The 14,608-nt window shown below is 50.9% G+C and carries 14 protein-coding genes; 8 read left to right on the forward strand and 6 right to left on the reverse strand.

Annotation, left to right across the window (positions count from 1 at the left end):
- The first annotated feature begins 125 nt into the window (after positions 1-125).
- Positions 126-758, forward strand: coding sequence for a DapH/DapD/GlmU-related protein (locus CRO19_RS19120; protein ID WP_097097257.1), 633 nt, complete (start codon positions 126-128; stop codon positions 756-758).
- Positions 759-840: 82 nt separating this feature from the next.
- On the opposite strand, the gene CRO19_RS19125 is transcribed toward CRO19_RS19120, so the two are convergent.
- The gene (locus CRO19_RS19125; protein ID WP_097097258.1) at positions 841-1,809 is read right to left on the reverse strand and encodes a GT-D fold domain-containing glycosyltransferase; all 969 of its coding nucleotides are present in this window, start codon (positions 1,807-1,809) and stop codon (positions 841-843) included.
- A gap of 763 nt (positions 1,810-2,572) precedes the next feature.
- Between CRO19_RS19125 and CRO19_RS19130 the strand changes: the two genes are divergently transcribed.
- On the forward strand, positions 2,573-4,933 hold the full coding sequence (locus CRO19_RS19130) for a membrane-bound PQQ-dependent dehydrogenase, glucose/quinate/shikimate family (protein ID WP_097097259.1): 2,361 nt from the start codon (positions 2,573-2,575) through the stop codon (positions 4,931-4,933).
- Positions 4,934-5,013: 80 nt separating this feature from the next.
- Here CRO19_RS19130 and CRO19_RS19135 read toward each other — a convergent pair whose 3' ends face one another.
- Together CRO19_RS19135 and CRO19_RS19140 are read right to left on the reverse strand one after the other, a co-directional pair.
- On the reverse strand, positions 5,014-5,406 hold the full coding sequence (locus CRO19_RS19135; RefSeq protein ID WP_097097260.1) for a VOC family protein: 393 nt from the start codon (positions 5,404-5,406) through the stop codon (positions 5,014-5,016).
- Complete coding sequence (locus tag CRO19_RS19140) at positions 5,403-6,566, reverse strand: MFS transporter (protein ID WP_097097261.1); 1,164 nt, start codon at positions 6,564-6,566, stop codon at positions 5,403-5,405. The genes CRO19_RS19135 and CRO19_RS19140 overlap by 4 nt, the downstream gene beginning before the upstream one ends.
- Positions 6,567-6,706: 140 nt before the next feature.
- On the opposite strand from CRO19_RS19140, the gene CRO19_RS19145 reads away from it, so the two are divergent.
- Genes CRO19_RS19145 through CRO19_RS19150 form a run of 3 tightly spaced genes read left to right on the forward strand, consistent with a single transcriptional unit; the run spans position 6,707 to position 8,404 of the window.
- Complete coding sequence (locus CRO19_RS19145; protein ID WP_097097262.1) at positions 6,707-7,477, forward strand: DeoR/GlpR family DNA-binding transcription regulator; 771 nt, start codon at positions 6,707-6,709, stop codon at positions 7,475-7,477.
- A 14-nt stretch (positions 7,478-7,491) separates the two neighbouring features.
- Positions 7,492-7,638 carry a glucose uptake inhibitor SgrT gene (sgrT, locus tag CRO19_RS26570; protein ID WP_505543739.1) on the forward strand — a complete coding sequence of 49 codons (147 nt, stop codon included), beginning with the start codon at positions 7,492-7,494 and terminating at the stop codon, positions 7,636-7,638.
- 49 nt (positions 7,639-7,687) lie between these two features.
- Positions 7,688-8,404, forward strand: a complete 717-nt coding sequence (locus CRO19_RS19150; protein WP_097097263.1) for a GntR family transcriptional regulator — start codon at positions 7,688-7,690, stop codon at positions 8,402-8,404.
- Between the two features lies 1 nt (position 8,405).
- On the opposite strand, the gene CRO19_RS19155 is transcribed toward CRO19_RS19150, so the two are convergent.
- Positions 8,406-9,605, reverse strand: a complete 1,200-nt coding sequence (locus tag CRO19_RS19155; RefSeq protein ID WP_097097264.1) for an enolase C-terminal domain-like protein — start codon at positions 9,603-9,605, stop codon at positions 8,406-8,408.
- Positions 9,606-9,907: 302 nt separating this feature from the next.
- On the opposite strand from CRO19_RS19155, the gene CRO19_RS19160 reads away from it, so the two are divergent.
- On the forward strand, positions 9,908-11,275 hold the full coding sequence (locus CRO19_RS19160) for a PTS transporter subunit EIIC (RefSeq protein WP_097097265.1): 1,368 nt from the start codon (positions 9,908-9,910) through the stop codon (positions 11,273-11,275).
- A 77-nt stretch (positions 11,276-11,352) separates the two neighbouring features.
- Here the strand turns inward: CRO19_RS19160 and lplA are convergent, their stop codons facing one another.
- Positions 11,353-12,369, reverse strand: a complete 1,017-nt coding sequence (lplA, locus tag CRO19_RS19165; RefSeq protein WP_097097266.1) for a lipoate--protein ligase — start codon at positions 12,367-12,369, stop codon at positions 11,353-11,355.
- 202 nt (positions 12,370-12,571) lie between these two features.
- On the opposite strand from lplA, the gene CRO19_RS19170 reads away from it, so the two are divergent.
- On the forward strand, positions 12,572-13,252 hold the full coding sequence (locus CRO19_RS19170) for a type 1 glutamine amidotransferase domain-containing protein (RefSeq protein ID WP_097097267.1): 681 nt from the start codon (positions 12,572-12,574) through the stop codon (positions 13,250-13,252).
- Between the two features lie 87 nt (positions 13,253-13,339).
- On the forward strand, positions 13,340-13,948 hold the full coding sequence (locus CRO19_RS19175; RefSeq protein ID WP_097097268.1) for a TetR/AcrR family transcriptional regulator: 609 nt from the start codon (positions 13,340-13,342) through the stop codon (positions 13,946-13,948).
- 119 nt (positions 13,949-14,067) lie between these two features.
- Here the strand turns inward: CRO19_RS19175 and CRO19_RS19180 are convergent, their stop codons facing one another.
- The gene (locus CRO19_RS19180; protein ID WP_097097269.1) at positions 14,068-14,526 is read right to left on the reverse strand and encodes an RpiB/LacA/LacB family sugar-phosphate isomerase; all 459 of its coding nucleotides are present in this window, start codon (positions 14,524-14,526) and stop codon (positions 14,068-14,070) included.
- Positions 14,527-14,608: the final 82 nt, after the last annotated feature.

Here is a 14,608-nt window from a genome sequence, read left to right on the forward strand (position 1 = left end):
CTCAAATCGCCAGTCACAGAGGCGCACAATAGCATTACTGTCATCTTTGCGCTGTAGCGTTGTGGCTGGCGGTTGCCCCGCGGCAACCGGTTATCCAGACATCTGACCACAACGGAGCATGTATTATGGCACTTGCTGCTGTGCAACCGGCAAAACTGCAACAGACCTTTATCGATCCAAGCGTGCGCATGCGCGAAACCAGCATTGGTCAGCAATGTGAAGTGCTGGCGCAAAGCTATCTCGAATATAGCGAATTGGGCGATTTCTCCTACCTCGGCGAACATTGCTGCGTGGCTGATGCACAGATTGGGCGCTTTACTGCGATAGCTAATCAGGTGCGTATTGGTGCGCCTAATCACCCGATGGATCGTGCCTCTCAGCACCGTTTCACCTACTGTCCGGAATATTATGATGCACAATCACAGCGCGATGCGGGCTTCTTTGCCGATCGTCGTGCCGACCGCGTTATTATTGGCAACGACGTGTGGATTGGCCACGGTGTGATTGTCTTGCCGGGCGTAACGGTGGGCGATGGTGCCGTTTTGGCGGCGGGAGCGGTGGTGACCAAAGATGTGGCGCCGTACACCATTGTCGGCGGCGTTCCGGCTAAAGTCATCCGTGCGCGCTTCGCCGCTGACATTGCCGCACAGCTACAGGCGATAGCCTGGTGGCACTGGCCGCTGGAGAAAATCATGGCCAACCTGGCAGACTTTCAGTCTGCCGATCTCACCCTTTTTTGCCAGCGACATGCAAACTGAAGGCAGAAAACGGCAGCGTGTTTTCGTCTGCCATCACACGCCAGCGCAAAATGGATGTCGTTGCGATGGCGTGTGACGTGCATCAGACCATCGGGGGATGGGTGGTCATCGCAGACAACACGGCATCCTGTGGCAGCCCGACATGCAGCAAAATTTGCTGGCGATAGTGTTCGTCAGCGTCGCGCGACGTATCGCTCAGCAACACGCCCACCTCATTAACGTTCTTACCGGCCACTTGCACTTTGTCACGTGCCGCACTGCGCATCCATTCGTACTCAATATCGATATGACCCGTATCAATACAGCGAATACCGTGCTGGCTGAGATCGTAAGCCAGCACGGTGGCAGTAGGTCCGAGCGACATCAGCACCATATCGTAGTCGCGCGCATGCGCCAGCACCGAGCTGTAAAGATCGTTGTAAACCGAGAAGGCATTACGATTAAGCGTGGTAATGCGCTTAATGTCTCGGGCACCGGCTAACAAATCGTTGCCGATACCGAGGCGCGTACCGCTGCCTTCTACTATCAATATCTTTTTGTCGTGAAATAGCTGCTTAAACTTAGTGAAAATGCGCGTCGCTTGCTGTTTATCTTTATAATCATGATATGGGCGCGTCACGGAAGTATTGCCGTAGAGATAATTCTTTTTTAATAACGCTTCATAATGACGAAAATAAAAGGCCTTATGAAAAAACCAGAATAGGGCTGAACCAAAACGCATATTGCCGGTGCCGCGAAAAGCATCGGGCAGACATAATAAACACGGATTATTCAGCTGACTTCCGCGACGCAGAATCTCTTTTAGACGAATTGAGAGACGTTCATCGAAGGCCTGGAAGCCAATATTTTTAAATAGCGTCATCTCCAGTTCTCCATCGCCATAGCGACTAATGGACAGCTTGTCGTTGCTGAGCAGCAGGTCAACGGTTTGCTCGGGTGACAACACCTGATATTGACGAGCGTGTGCGTTAGCAACGGGAAACCTAAAAGCAGCATGTGTGAATTTAAAAGGAAAACGTAATTTACGATAAAGGGAGTCTGCGCTGATCATAATAACCTTCTTTTTTTAAGCGGCTTAGCCGCACAGCAGTAAGGTGATGTATATCACGCTTACCCGAACAGCGCAGGCTGAGGAAACTCCCAAAATAATATTTCAAGCCGAAGGCTAATCAATGACAATAAACACAGGGCAAGTTTAAAAAAACAGAAAATGAATAATAATGGGGTTGTGGATACTACCGCGTTTATTATTGCCAGGAATAATCGCAATGACTGTAACCTGATTAATAAAACAATTTCATCTGATGTTTAAGCATACAAACTCCGATCGCAATGGTTTCGCCCAAACGATCGCGCTGCGTACGTCTGGCGGGTTTTGTACCTGTTCATCGCTTTTGCATGATAAGGAAAGCGAGAAAATAATGAGCGGGCTAATCAAGTGATTTCCATAACGTTTCCCTGGTATGCATAACCGCATGAGTTTATCGCTTCAGCGCGCGATACAACTCAGTTTCGCAGCGCAATCAATGGTGAGGAAATGCGTCAGTACCGTGCATTTACGCGCAGTTTCGTTATCAAAAAATGCGGTTTATTTGCATCAATGATTAATTCTCTCAACGAAAATGAAACGTGATTTCAGTCACATTATGAGCGGAACGGCGGCTGGCAGCGATAAGCCAAACTACATTCATAAGCGGAGCTAACGACACACTTGGCAACGGGTTTTTACTTAACGGTAACGTACGTTAAAATTTTGTTGATTCTATGTGGGTTGATTTTTGAGGTTTTTTGATGAAAAAGGTTGAGGGATTAGCATGGTTAACAAACTAACCAGCATCGTGCTCGCGATCCTCGCGATTGCCTTGTTGTATATGGGCGGCAAGCTGCTGATGTTGGGCGGCAGTGCATTTTATGCACTGATGGCGGTGGGATTACTGATCACCGCCATTTTACTGTTCCGTAACCAGCGCAGCGCGCTGGCGTTATATGCGGTACTGATGTGGATTACGCTGGCCTGGATTATCTGGGAAGTGGGCTTTGACAAGTGGCAGTGGATCCCGCGCGGCGACCTGTTCGGCGTGATCGGGCTGTGGCTGGCAATGCCGTGGGTAGTGAAACCGCTCTATCGCGGTGAGCGCCGTTTCCATAGCTTCCTGGGCGGCACGGTGATGATCATGATTGTGGTGGTGATTGGTCTGTGCTTCTACGATCCGATTCCGCAGGAAGGCACCATCAGCAATGCGCGCGAGCAAAATAGCGAGCAGGGCGCGGCTAACGACTGGACCGCTTACGGTGGATCCTCTGATGGCCTGCGTTTCTCCGCGCTGAACCAGATCAGCAAAGAGAACGTTAAAAACCTCGAAGTCGCATGGACTTATCACACCGGCGATCTGCGTCAGGATGCGGATGCGACCGAATACACCTTCGAAGCGACGCCGCTGAAAGCCAATGGCATGCTCTACTTCTGTACGCCGCATAATGAAGTCCACGCGCTCGATCCCGAAACGGGCGCAGTGAAGTGGAAGTTCACGCCAAATAAAGATCGCTCTTACCTGCAGCAGCATCAAACCTGTCGCGGCGTAAGCTATTACGAAGACGCACCGGTTGCCGCGCAGGAGAATGCCGCCAACCCGGCGATCTGCCGTAAGCGTGTCTTTAATGCCACCACTGACGCGCAGCTGATCGCGCTGGATGCCGATACCGGCAAACCGTGCGCCGATTTCGGTGAGAACGGTGTGGTTGATCTGCATGCCAATATGGGTGAAGTGCGTCCCCACGCGCTGATGCAAACCGCGGCACCGCTGGTGGCGGGCAAGCTGGTGATCGTTGGCGGTTCGGTGATGGACAACGGCTTCAACAGCGGTAACCCGTCAGGCGTGATTCGCGCGTATGACGTGCAAACTGGTCGTCTGGTGTGGAACTTCGATCCGGCTAACCCGGAAAACACCGCACCGATCGCCGCAGGCCAGAACTATCCGCAGGACACGCCAGTGGCGTGGGGCACGCTGAGTGCTGACCTGAAAAATGGTGTGGTCTACGTGCCGTTTGGTAACGCTTCACCGGATGAAGTGGGCATTGAACGCGATCCAAACAGCAACACCGAGAAGTTCCGCGATGCGCTGGTGGCGCTGGATCTGCAAACAGGTGCCTTCAAATGGCGCTATCAGAGCTCCAACCACGATCTGTGGGACCGTGATAATCCGTCACAGCCTTCGCTGGTGGACATCGATTATCAGGGCCAGAAACAGCCTGTGGTGATTTTGCCAACCAAAACCGGCAACCTGTTTGTGCTGAATCGTCTTACTGGCCAGCCGGTTTATCCGGTGAATCAGGTGAAGGTTTCAACCGAAGGTGGCGTAGCGGGCGAGAAATTTGCCGCGACGCAGCCGGTATCCAGCCTGAACTTTATCCCGCAGCCGTTGACCGAGAAATCAATGTGGGGTATCACGCCGTTTGACCAAATGTCATGCCGCATGGATTTCCGTAGCCTGCGCTACGACGGTAACCCGTGGACGCCAGCAACCGAAGCGGGGTCGCTGATCTTCCCGGGTAACATTGGCGTGTTCAACTGGGGTTCTGTCGCCGTCGATCCGCAGCGTCAAATGCTGATTGCCGCGCCAGTGCGTCTGGCTTACAAATACAATCTGATCAAACGTAGCGAGCAGACCGCCACCGAGCGCCTGTTCACCAAAGATGGTCAGCCGTACTGGAATGAAAACTTCCACGGTGATTATGCCATTCACATTCAGCAGCTGGCGTCTGGTCTTGGCATTCCTTGTGTTGCTCCACCCTGGGGCCGTATGGTGGGTGTGGATCTGAAGACCGGTAAAACCGAATGGCTGCGCCGCGTCGGCGTCACCAAAAACCTGAAAACCAGCTTCCTGCCTGGCCGCTTCCCAATCGGTTTCCCGATGGGCATGGTGGCACACGGTGGTCCGTTGCTGACGGCGGGTGATTTGGTGTTCCATGGGGCAACGGCAGATAACTTCTTCCGTGCCTACGACAGCACCACCGGTGAACTGCTGTGGCAGACTGAACTGAGTGCCGGTGCGCAGGCCACGCCATCTACCTTTATGGGTAAAGACGGCAAGCAGTACGTGGTGATTGCCGCTGGCGGCCACGGTTCGCTTGGCACCCAGGCGGGTGACAGCGTGGTGGCATTCCGTTTGAAATAACCCCGACAACATCGAGTTAAGGCGCCCATTGCGGCGCCTTTTTTTATCTGCTTCGCGTTAAATAAAAGCTATCGCGCGGTTTACTCATCATCACTGACAATTTCAATCAGATTGCCGTCAGGATCCCGAATAAGGGCTTCATAGAAACCATCTCCGGTGATCCGCGCCGGACTGACTAAAATCTTCTGCTCCGATGCCCGTTTGACCATCGTGTCCACATCTTGCCTGGTGCCAACGTTAATCGCGATATGTGCCCATCCGGTCAGTTCTGTGCCATTCGCTCCTTGTGCTAACGCTTCCAGAGCCATAAGTTCGATGGTGGCGCCTTCATGCAAACGAATGAAGTGAGAACGAAAACCAGGGCGATTTTTGCTGATATAAAGTTCATTCGATGTTCCGCCAAAAAAATCCTGCCAAAAATGTTGCTGGGCAGTCAAATTGTTGGTCCATAACGCCACGTGTGCAATTTTCATGCGTTCTCTCCTGCAGGGGTTTTATTGCCTAAATTGAGCGTGAGTGACAGTGCAGCGACGACAAGCATCAGCACCATGATGAGTGAGAATGAAAGCGCGAGAGAGCTGTAGTGGGCAATGTAACCAATTATCGCCGGACCACTTAAAACCCCGAGGTAGCCTAACGTTGTCATTGCGGGTACCGCCACTGCCTGTGGCATTACTTTCTGTTGTCCCACCGCGGAGAACATAACCGGTACGATATTGGCGCAACCGGCACCCACAAAAACGTATCCCAGCAGCGAGAGAGACCATGAGGGAATAAAGGTCACCAGCGCCAGTCCGGCTGCCGCAGTGAGCGCGCCCACCAGAACCACCGGCAGCCGTCCTAGCAGAGAAATAATGCGGTCTCCGGTAAGTCTTGCTAGCGTCATCGCCACAGCAAAACAGGTATAACCCAGCCCACCTAAGGTTTCAGGAATATCCCGCACCTGCGTCAGATAAACGGCACTCCAGTCCAGCACCGTTCCTTCCGTTAGGAATACGGCAAAACAGATGAGGCCCAGCAATAATACGTGCCCGCGCGGCACGGCGAATGCCGGCCCCTCTTTAGGATTGGCATAGGTTAGAAGCCCCGGAAAACTGAGTATGGCCAACACCATCACCGTGAACGTCACCAGCAGCGTTGCGGCCAACACGCTCATGCCCAATGACAGCAGCACAGTCATAACCCCTGCGCCCGCGATGCCGCCGAAGCTGTACATGCCATGAAATCCGGACATCAGTGGCGCAGCCGATTGCTTCTCAACGAGAATGGCCTGAATGTTCATTGCGCAATCCGTCACGCCAACACCCACGCCAAAAATCAGGAGAACCAGGCCAAGTAGCAGAGGATCGGCAATAACCGCCAGTAGCGGCGTGCTCAGGATAATCAATGCGATGGCGACAACGATGACGCGTCGACAGCCAAAACGGCTGGTCAGTAGACCCGTTACCGGCATAGCGATCATTGCACCAAAGCCAAGACAGAGCAGCAAGGTGCCAAGCATCGCTTCGTTGACTCCTGTGTTATTGCGCGCGAAAGGCACAATGACGGCCCAGGTGGCGGTGACAAACCCGGCAATAAAAAAAGTCAGACGCGTAGCGCGGCTGGGAGTAATGCTGCTGAGATGCTGAATCATTTCATTCCTCTTTTTAGATGGATAATAATCCCTGGGAGCAACGGGGTGGTTCATTGCGCCTGCATGCAAGATTGACAATCTGCAAACATTTGCGCGATTATGCTCATTGTAGATCGATTTTGATGGATTAAGGAATGTTTATGCTCGATTATGCTGCCTTTCCGGATCAGCGACAAGCGCTGATCAAACAGATCCTGCAAGAGCAGGGACGGGTCGTCTGTGTTGACCTCGCCAGACAATTGGGCGTTTCAGAACACACTATCCGGCGTGATCTGCACGAACTGAGTAAGGAAGGTATTTGCAAGAAAGTATACGGTGGCGCTGTAATACAGTTACCTGAAGCGGGCACTTTTCTGCTGCGAAAAGAGCAGAATCACGCAGCAAAGGAGATGATCGCGACGGCCTGTGCCAGCCTTATTAAAAACGATAGCTGTGTATTTATCGATGCGGGAACAACCAATTTGGCGATGGCCCTGGCTTTGCCAGAGGCGTTGTCATTAACGGTGGCAACAAACGCGCCGGATATCGCCGCCGTGCTTTTAAAACACCCCAATATAGATGTCATCATGCTGGGTGGGCATATTGATAAAAAAAGCGGTGGCTGCGTAAGTCACACAGCAATAGAGCAACTGCGCAACATCCATTTTGACCAGGCCTTTATTGGCGGATGCGCCATGAGCCCTGAATCAGGTCTGACAGGATTTGATTTTGCCGATTGCGAATTTAAAAAAGTGGCTATTAAACAGAGTAACCAAACGATTGTTGGTCTTACGGCGGATAAAATCCCCGGCGTTGCCAGGTTCGCGGTGGCTGGCTGTGACGAAATCCATGTTCTAGTGGTGGAGGAGCAGCTTAACAAGGCGTTTTACAATGCATTTCGTGCAGAAAATATAACGTTAATAACGGTTTAGAAGGAGATGTTTCGATGCGCGATTTTTTTCTTCAATATTATAAAAATACCAGCAGGGTGGAGTCTTCACGGATGAGAAGGATCTCGATCTCGCTAAGGATGAAACTCTTGCATGAAATTATGCAATGGGACTTGTTCGATGACGGTAAAAATGAAATGTAGTGCTGACGTGGTATTATCCTTCCGTCAATGATAGGAGGAGGGTAATCTAATGAAAAAGAAAGAGTTCGTTACCCAGGATTTGCTGAGCAAAATTTATCAGGAAGACACATCCGCGCCCCGCAAATTGCCCCCTGAGCGTCAGCTGGCGGAAGAGTATGGCGTTTCACGTTTTACCATTCGGCAAGCGCTGGAAAAACTGGTCAGTATTGGAGCCGTGCGTATCGTGCAGGGTTCAGGCATCTGGATAAACGAGACGGTACGTAATAACCCGCTCGTCTATAATTCAATCACTGAAAAACGTTTTGATCAGATACATTACCGCTCTCTTAGCCTGCGTAAGCGACGTCCTGATAGCGACGAGCAACAAATATTTGCCATCAACGATGAGGCATTTATCTGGGAATTTTCCCGCCTGCGCTATGTTGATAATATCGCGGTGCAGATTGAAACCTCGCGCATGCCCGCGCAATTATTTTCCGATCTTACGGGGGAAATAATCGAGCGTTCTATTCAGCAATATGTTTTAGCCAGGGGCTATCACATTTCACATTTGCTAACCAGCTACCGGGCTATTAGCGTCAATCGCGATCAGGCTACGCTTCTTGGCTGTAAAAAAGGCAGCCCGGCGATGCATATCATTAACCGCGGCATTCTTCAGGGAGGACAGGTATACGAAATCAGCGACATTGTCGATATTGATTACACCTGCACCTACCTGATTCCTCATAATCCTGACAATCTGCGCTTTCGTCAGAAACAGCGTTAAATTATGGCGTATGAATAGTGCCGTCCGGCAGGCGACTTTGTGTCCACTCATGCGGACGGTAGACCACCGGATATTTCTCCGCCAGCGCTTGATCAAAGGTTACGCCGATACCCGCCGCTTGTGACGGATAAATATATCCCTTGTTAACGTTAGGTGCGCCCGGGAAAATCGCATCCGTCAGCGATGAGCGTGGGATAAATTCCTGAATGGCAGCATTGTGTAAATGAATATTTAGATGGGTATTCACGGCGACACCGATAGGCGTCATATCACCTGGGCCGTGCCATGCTAACCGTATTCCGAATGCCTGACACAGCGCCGCCAGTTTAAGCGCTGGCGTGATGCCACCAATTTGCGAAATGTGGCAGCGAATGAAGTCGATTCGGCGATGAATGATCAGCTCATGCCATTCGGCTGGATTATTAAATAATTCACCTAATGCCAGCGGCACGGCACTCTGCTGGCGTAACTGTGCCAGCCAACCGGTTTGCGCCGGAGGAAGAACATCCTCGAGAAAATAGGGCATATAAGGTTCCAGTTGTTTAACCAACTGAATCGCTTGCTGCGGAAATAACCGTTCGTGAACATCATGCAGAATTTCAAACTGATGACCATATTTGGTTCTCAATGCACGAAACATCTCAACCGTATTTGCCATGTACTGTTGCTGAGAATAATAAGCGCCGGCGGTACCCTTTTCTGGAGCATGGAGATCCTGGGCGGTACCGCCGTAAAACCCCAACTGACAGCGAATATGACGGTAGCCAATTTCTAGCGCTTGATCTACTGAGGCATAAAGTTCTTCCAGCGTTTCACCACTGGCATGGGTATAAGCTGCAATCGCATCGCGTGATTTCCCCCCCCATAATTGATACAAAGGCATACCCGCCAGCTGCGCCTTAATATCCCACAATGCCATATCAATACCGGAAATAGCATTATTGGTTACCGGACCGTTTCGCCAATAGGCATTAACGTTCATCATTTGCCACAGATCTTCAATATTATTGGCATCTCGCCCGACCAAAAGGGGAACCAGATACTCATCGACCATCGTTTTTACAGCCAATGGACGCTGTTGAAAAGTGGCACAGCCGTGTCCCGTAATGCCTTTATTGGTCGTAACGCGTACGGTAATGAGATTATGGCGATCGGGACGAGTAATAAAGCAGTGAATACTTTCGATAATAGTTGGGGTCACAAAGAAAACTCCTCTGGCACACTCACCGCGTTTAACAGTAAGGCAGAATGATATGAAATTTTTACCCTATGATTGCTGGGTTTTTATTAAGACGCAAACCCTTTTTATGTAATAAATATTGGTTAAAAAAATGCGTGATTTCTCTTTAAAAAACAGACCAATTTGCGATTTTTCGTGTCATAAAGCCTGTTGAGTGTGGTTTTGTGATCCTCATCATGATTTATTGGTTTGTTTTGCCTGGGTTCATTTATTACCATCCAGAGCAGATTTCATCAGGGCAGTTTTTTCCCTTAGGAGCAAGTATGGGAACGCAGGACGTCATAGGAAATATCATTCAGTTAGTGGGCGGAAAAAATAATATCAATAAAGTCTGGCACTGTATGACTCGGCTGCGCTTTGATCTAATTGATGACAATAAAGTTAATCAGAGTGGAATTAAAGCGCTGCCCGGTGTTCTGGGGGCGCAAATGCAAAGCGAACAGTTTCAAATCATTATTGGGCCGAAGGTAAATAGTTGGTATGAGCAACTCGTGCCCGTGCTGAATAACGATAATCAGCCGCAGATACAGCGGGAAAAAACGCGTAAAAGCGTCGTTTCCCTGTTTATGGATACCGTTTCCGGTGTATTTGGACCCATTGTTCCCGCCATTGCTGGCGCAGGGATGATCAAAGGATTACTAGCTGGTTTGGTGGCATTACAGCTGATCTCGGCAAAGAGTGATACGGTAATGGTGATTGATTTAATCGCCAGCGGCGTGTTCTATTTTTTACCGTTTTTCCTGGCGGTCTCTGCGGCTAAAATCTTTAAGACCAATGAATATCTGGCCGCAGCCGTTGCCGCGTGTTTGATGTATCCGTCATTAATCGATGCAGCTAAAGCGCTGGCCGCACATCAGGAAGGTGCCGTAAACGCATTCTGGTTTATGGGCCTGATTCCGGTTTCGGTATTCAACTATGCCTCCAGTGTTATTCCGGTCATCTTTTCAATTCTGGCACTGAGTTATATCCACCGCTGGGTTGATCGTATTATGCCGGAAGTGTTGAAAACGGTCTTTACGCCAACGTTAACGCTGTTTCTCGCCGCGCTCACTGCGCTAGTGGTGATTGGCCCGATGGGTATCTGGCTAGGAAAGGGATTAGCGTTATTTATTGAAGGCTTGTTCAGTATTTCATCCAGCTTTGCCGGTTTGATTGTGGGTGCCATTCGGCCGCTGGCGGTACTTACCGGTATGCACCATGCAATGACACCCATCGCGCTGCAGAATTTCAGCGATCGCGGTTATGACATGTTGATGCCGATGATGTTTATGGCAAATATGTCAATCGCAGGAGCGACCTTTGCCATCTGGAAATTGAGTAAAAATCGTCAGGATAAAGTCGTAACGCTTTCAGCTGCGATCTCAGCGTTATTAGGCATCACTGAACCTGCGCTGTTTGGGGTATTAACGCGCTATAAAAAAGCGTTTATCGCCGCCACCGTATCCAGCGCGCTCGCTTCCTCCTTTATTGGTTTCTTTGGCGTACGTTTATATGGCTATATCCTTTCCAGCATATTTAGTCTGCCGGCTTACATCGGACCGTACTTTATCTGGGCCGTATCGGGCGTGGTGATTGCGCTGGTCTTGTCCTTTAGCCTGACGATAATACTGGTAGGCAAAGAAACTGATTAAGCTGTGCAGTCTGAGCAGGGATAAATAAGCAAACGGCATATCGAGCGTTGGTCGCCACACGTGGCGACCGAAGCTATTTAGCTTACGTTGCTCACCAGCCAGGTTTCCAGCTGGCTCAATTCATTAATCTGACCCGGATAGTCTGTTTTCAACTGCTGCAATTGCGCCAATATCGTGTCCGGCCGGTACAATGTCCCTTGCAGACGCATCGCCAGCGCTTCTAAAGGGGAGGGATTAAGGCTGTCAGTGAATATTTGGCAGCGAGAAATCACACCACGCTCAACATCAAAGTGAATCTCCACGCCGCCCCAGACAAAGCGTTCATTAAGCAGATGCGAGAAATCGGGTGCGCTGCCGAAATTCCACTCCCAGCTACTTTGTCGGGCAAATTGCTCCTTGAAACCGGGCAATTTCGGTAGCACGGCGGGGGAGATGTGCTCTGGTTCGCAGGCTTCCTGATAATAATTAAAGTAAGCGGCAACGACCTCACGACAAATCGTATCAAAGCGAATATCCGGCACTAATTCGGCAATGTTGGCCACGCGTGAGCGCACAGAACTGATGCCTTTCGCCTGTAATTTTTTGATGTCGGGGTTGAGGTACTCGGCAAGACGCGACAAATCCGCATTCATCAGAAATGTACCGTGATGAAAACCGCGATCCGGCGTTTCACGATAGGCGGAGCCCGATATTTTGCGCATTTCGCCCGCCACGTTGACCACAATATCGTTGCGGCCGGAGGCTTCGGCGGGAATACCGAGCCGTTCTAAAGCACGCAGGATGATGGCCGTAGAAACCGTTTTATCGTATTCCGGTTTTCCGGCCATAAAGGTGAAGCAGCAGTTACCCAAATCGTGAAACACCGCGCCACCGCCGCTGCTGCGGCGCGCCAGCTTGATACCGTCCTCGGCCATACGCCGAGTGTTGCACTCTTTCCACGGATTCTGGGCTCGCCCAATCACCACGGTTTCGGCATTCTGCCAAAGAAAAAGCACTCGCTGCGTTGTCGGCATTTGCCGAAAAATGCACTCCTCCACAGCAAGGTTAAACCAGGGATCGTGCGAGTCTGAGATAAGCAAACGTAAGGTGGACATCATTCCTCCAGTTCCATGAGAAAGGGCAAGCGGAAGATAGGTTACGCTTAAGTGGATTGAAAGGTAAGAAACGAGGGCGCATGACATTTTACTAAAATTGCCTCAAGCTCTAGACGACTGGTCTATTAGGTGTTAACGTGAATTTAAGCGCTAGACGACTGGTCTAGTTTGAGCATTTAATCCTGGCAACTGGAGATTGACGATGAAGATTCTTATGGTTCTCACCTCGCACGATCAATTAGGCGATACCGGACGTAAAACCGGCTTTTGGCTGGAAGAGCTGGCTGCGCCTTACTACGCGTTCAAAGATGCCGGGGCCGACATCACGCTGGCTTCACCGAAAGGCGGCAAGCCGCCGTTAGATCCTAAAAGCAACGAGCCTGATTTCCAGACCGAACAAACCCATCGCTTTGAAGCCGATGCCGCAGCAACTCAGCAACTTGCGGCCACCGTACGTCTGGATAGCGTAACGCCTGCCGGTTACGACGCCGTGTTTTACCCTGGCGGTCACGGCCCGTTGTGGGATTTGGCCGAGGATAAGCATTCCATCGCGCTGATTGAAGGCTTCCTCGCGGCAAACAAACACGTCGCGCTGGTATGCCATGCGCCGGGCGTGTTGCGCCATGTCAAAACGCCAGAAGGGAAGCCGCTCGTGCAGGGGCGCAATGTTACCGGCTTTACCAATAGCGAAGAGGAGGCCGTTGGCCTGACCAAGGTGGTGCCATTCCTGGTGGAAGACGAACTGATTGCCAAGGGCGGTCTGTATTCTAAAGGTGCCGACTGGAGTTCTTACGTGGTTAGCGATGGCCTGCTGATCACTGGACAAAATCCAACATCCTCAGCCGAGACCGCACAACAGCTGATAAAGCAATTAGCTCAGTAAAGGCCGATTAACGGGAGGCGAACGTATCGTCCGCCTTCCATTTTCCTGAGCATAGACGACTGGTCTAGTATTTGATAATCTTGGGCTATGACTACTGCATCCCAATTACATAGCCACGAAATCCGCGATCACATCCTTGCTACCGGCCAACGTATCATGGCAGGCAAGGGGTTTTCGGCTGTCGGATTGAATGAAATCCTCACCGATGCTGGCGTGCCGAAGGGTTCGTTCTATCACTATTTCAGTTCGAAAGAGGCGTTTGGCGTAGCGATGTTGGCGCGCTATTTTGATGATTATCTTACCGAGCTCGATAGTACCTTGGCCCAGCCGGATCTCACCATGGCACAACGTTTGATGAACTATTGGCAACTGTGGCGTGAGACACAATCGTTCTCCGATTGTCAGGGCAAGTGCCTGGCGGTGAAGCTGGGCGCGGAAGTCGCCGATCTTTCGGACAGTATGCGCGTTACGCTGCAGAACGGTACTTCAAGGATCATCGCACGTCTGGCGGAGGCGTTAGAAGCGGGCGTGAAAGAGGGATCCCTGGTGATTGATGATAAACCGTCCCTCGTGGCAGAAAGCCTTTATCAGCTGTGGGTGGGGGCCAGCATCATGGTGAAAATCGTGCGTCATACTGGCCCGTTTGATTCAGCCATGAGCATGACGCAGAAAATTATTCGTATTACCGCGCAATAACACGGTCCTTCCGCCTCAGCCACCCTTATGTGGGTTTTCGCCAGGGAAACCCTATGCGCTTTGTTTTGATCGCCATTCTTGGTGCTGCAAAAGTACGCAGCAGGGCGCGAGCGCGGCGCTTATTTAGCGTGGGAAACTTGCTCGTAGTAACCGATCTTCTCAACTTTAGCGGTAGAGCCGCCCCCTTCGAACTCTGATGCTAGCCAGGCATTGACAATATTCTTAGCCAGCTCAGGGCCAATGACGCGCGCGCCCATGGTCATGATCTGCGCGTTGTTGCTCTTACGGGCACGCTCGGCGGAGAAGGTATCGTGGCACTGCGCGGCGCGCACGCCTTCCACCTTGTTAGCGACAATAGCCACGCCGATGCCGGTACCGCACAGCAGGATACCGCGCTCAAACTCTTTTTTCTGAATGGCGGTAGCCAATGCAAATGCCACATCCGGATACATCGGACGATCGTTTTGCGCATCATTGGTGTAATCCGTTACCACAAACTCTTTCTCTTCCAGCAGTTTTTTAATCACGTTTTTCAATTCGATAGCTGCATCATCGGCGCCAATAGCGATTGTTTTCATCGTCGTTCTCCAGCAGGGTTGGCATGGTCGCCTGCACTTTTGTTCAGCAGGCGAGAAGATGTTCATAAGCAGCCTGCCATAG

The sequence above is a fragment of the Candidatus Pantoea floridensis genome (assembly GCF_900215435.1).
Classification (GTDB): domain Bacteria; phylum Pseudomonadota; class Gammaproteobacteria; order Enterobacterales; family Enterobacteriaceae; genus Pantoea; species Pantoea floridensis.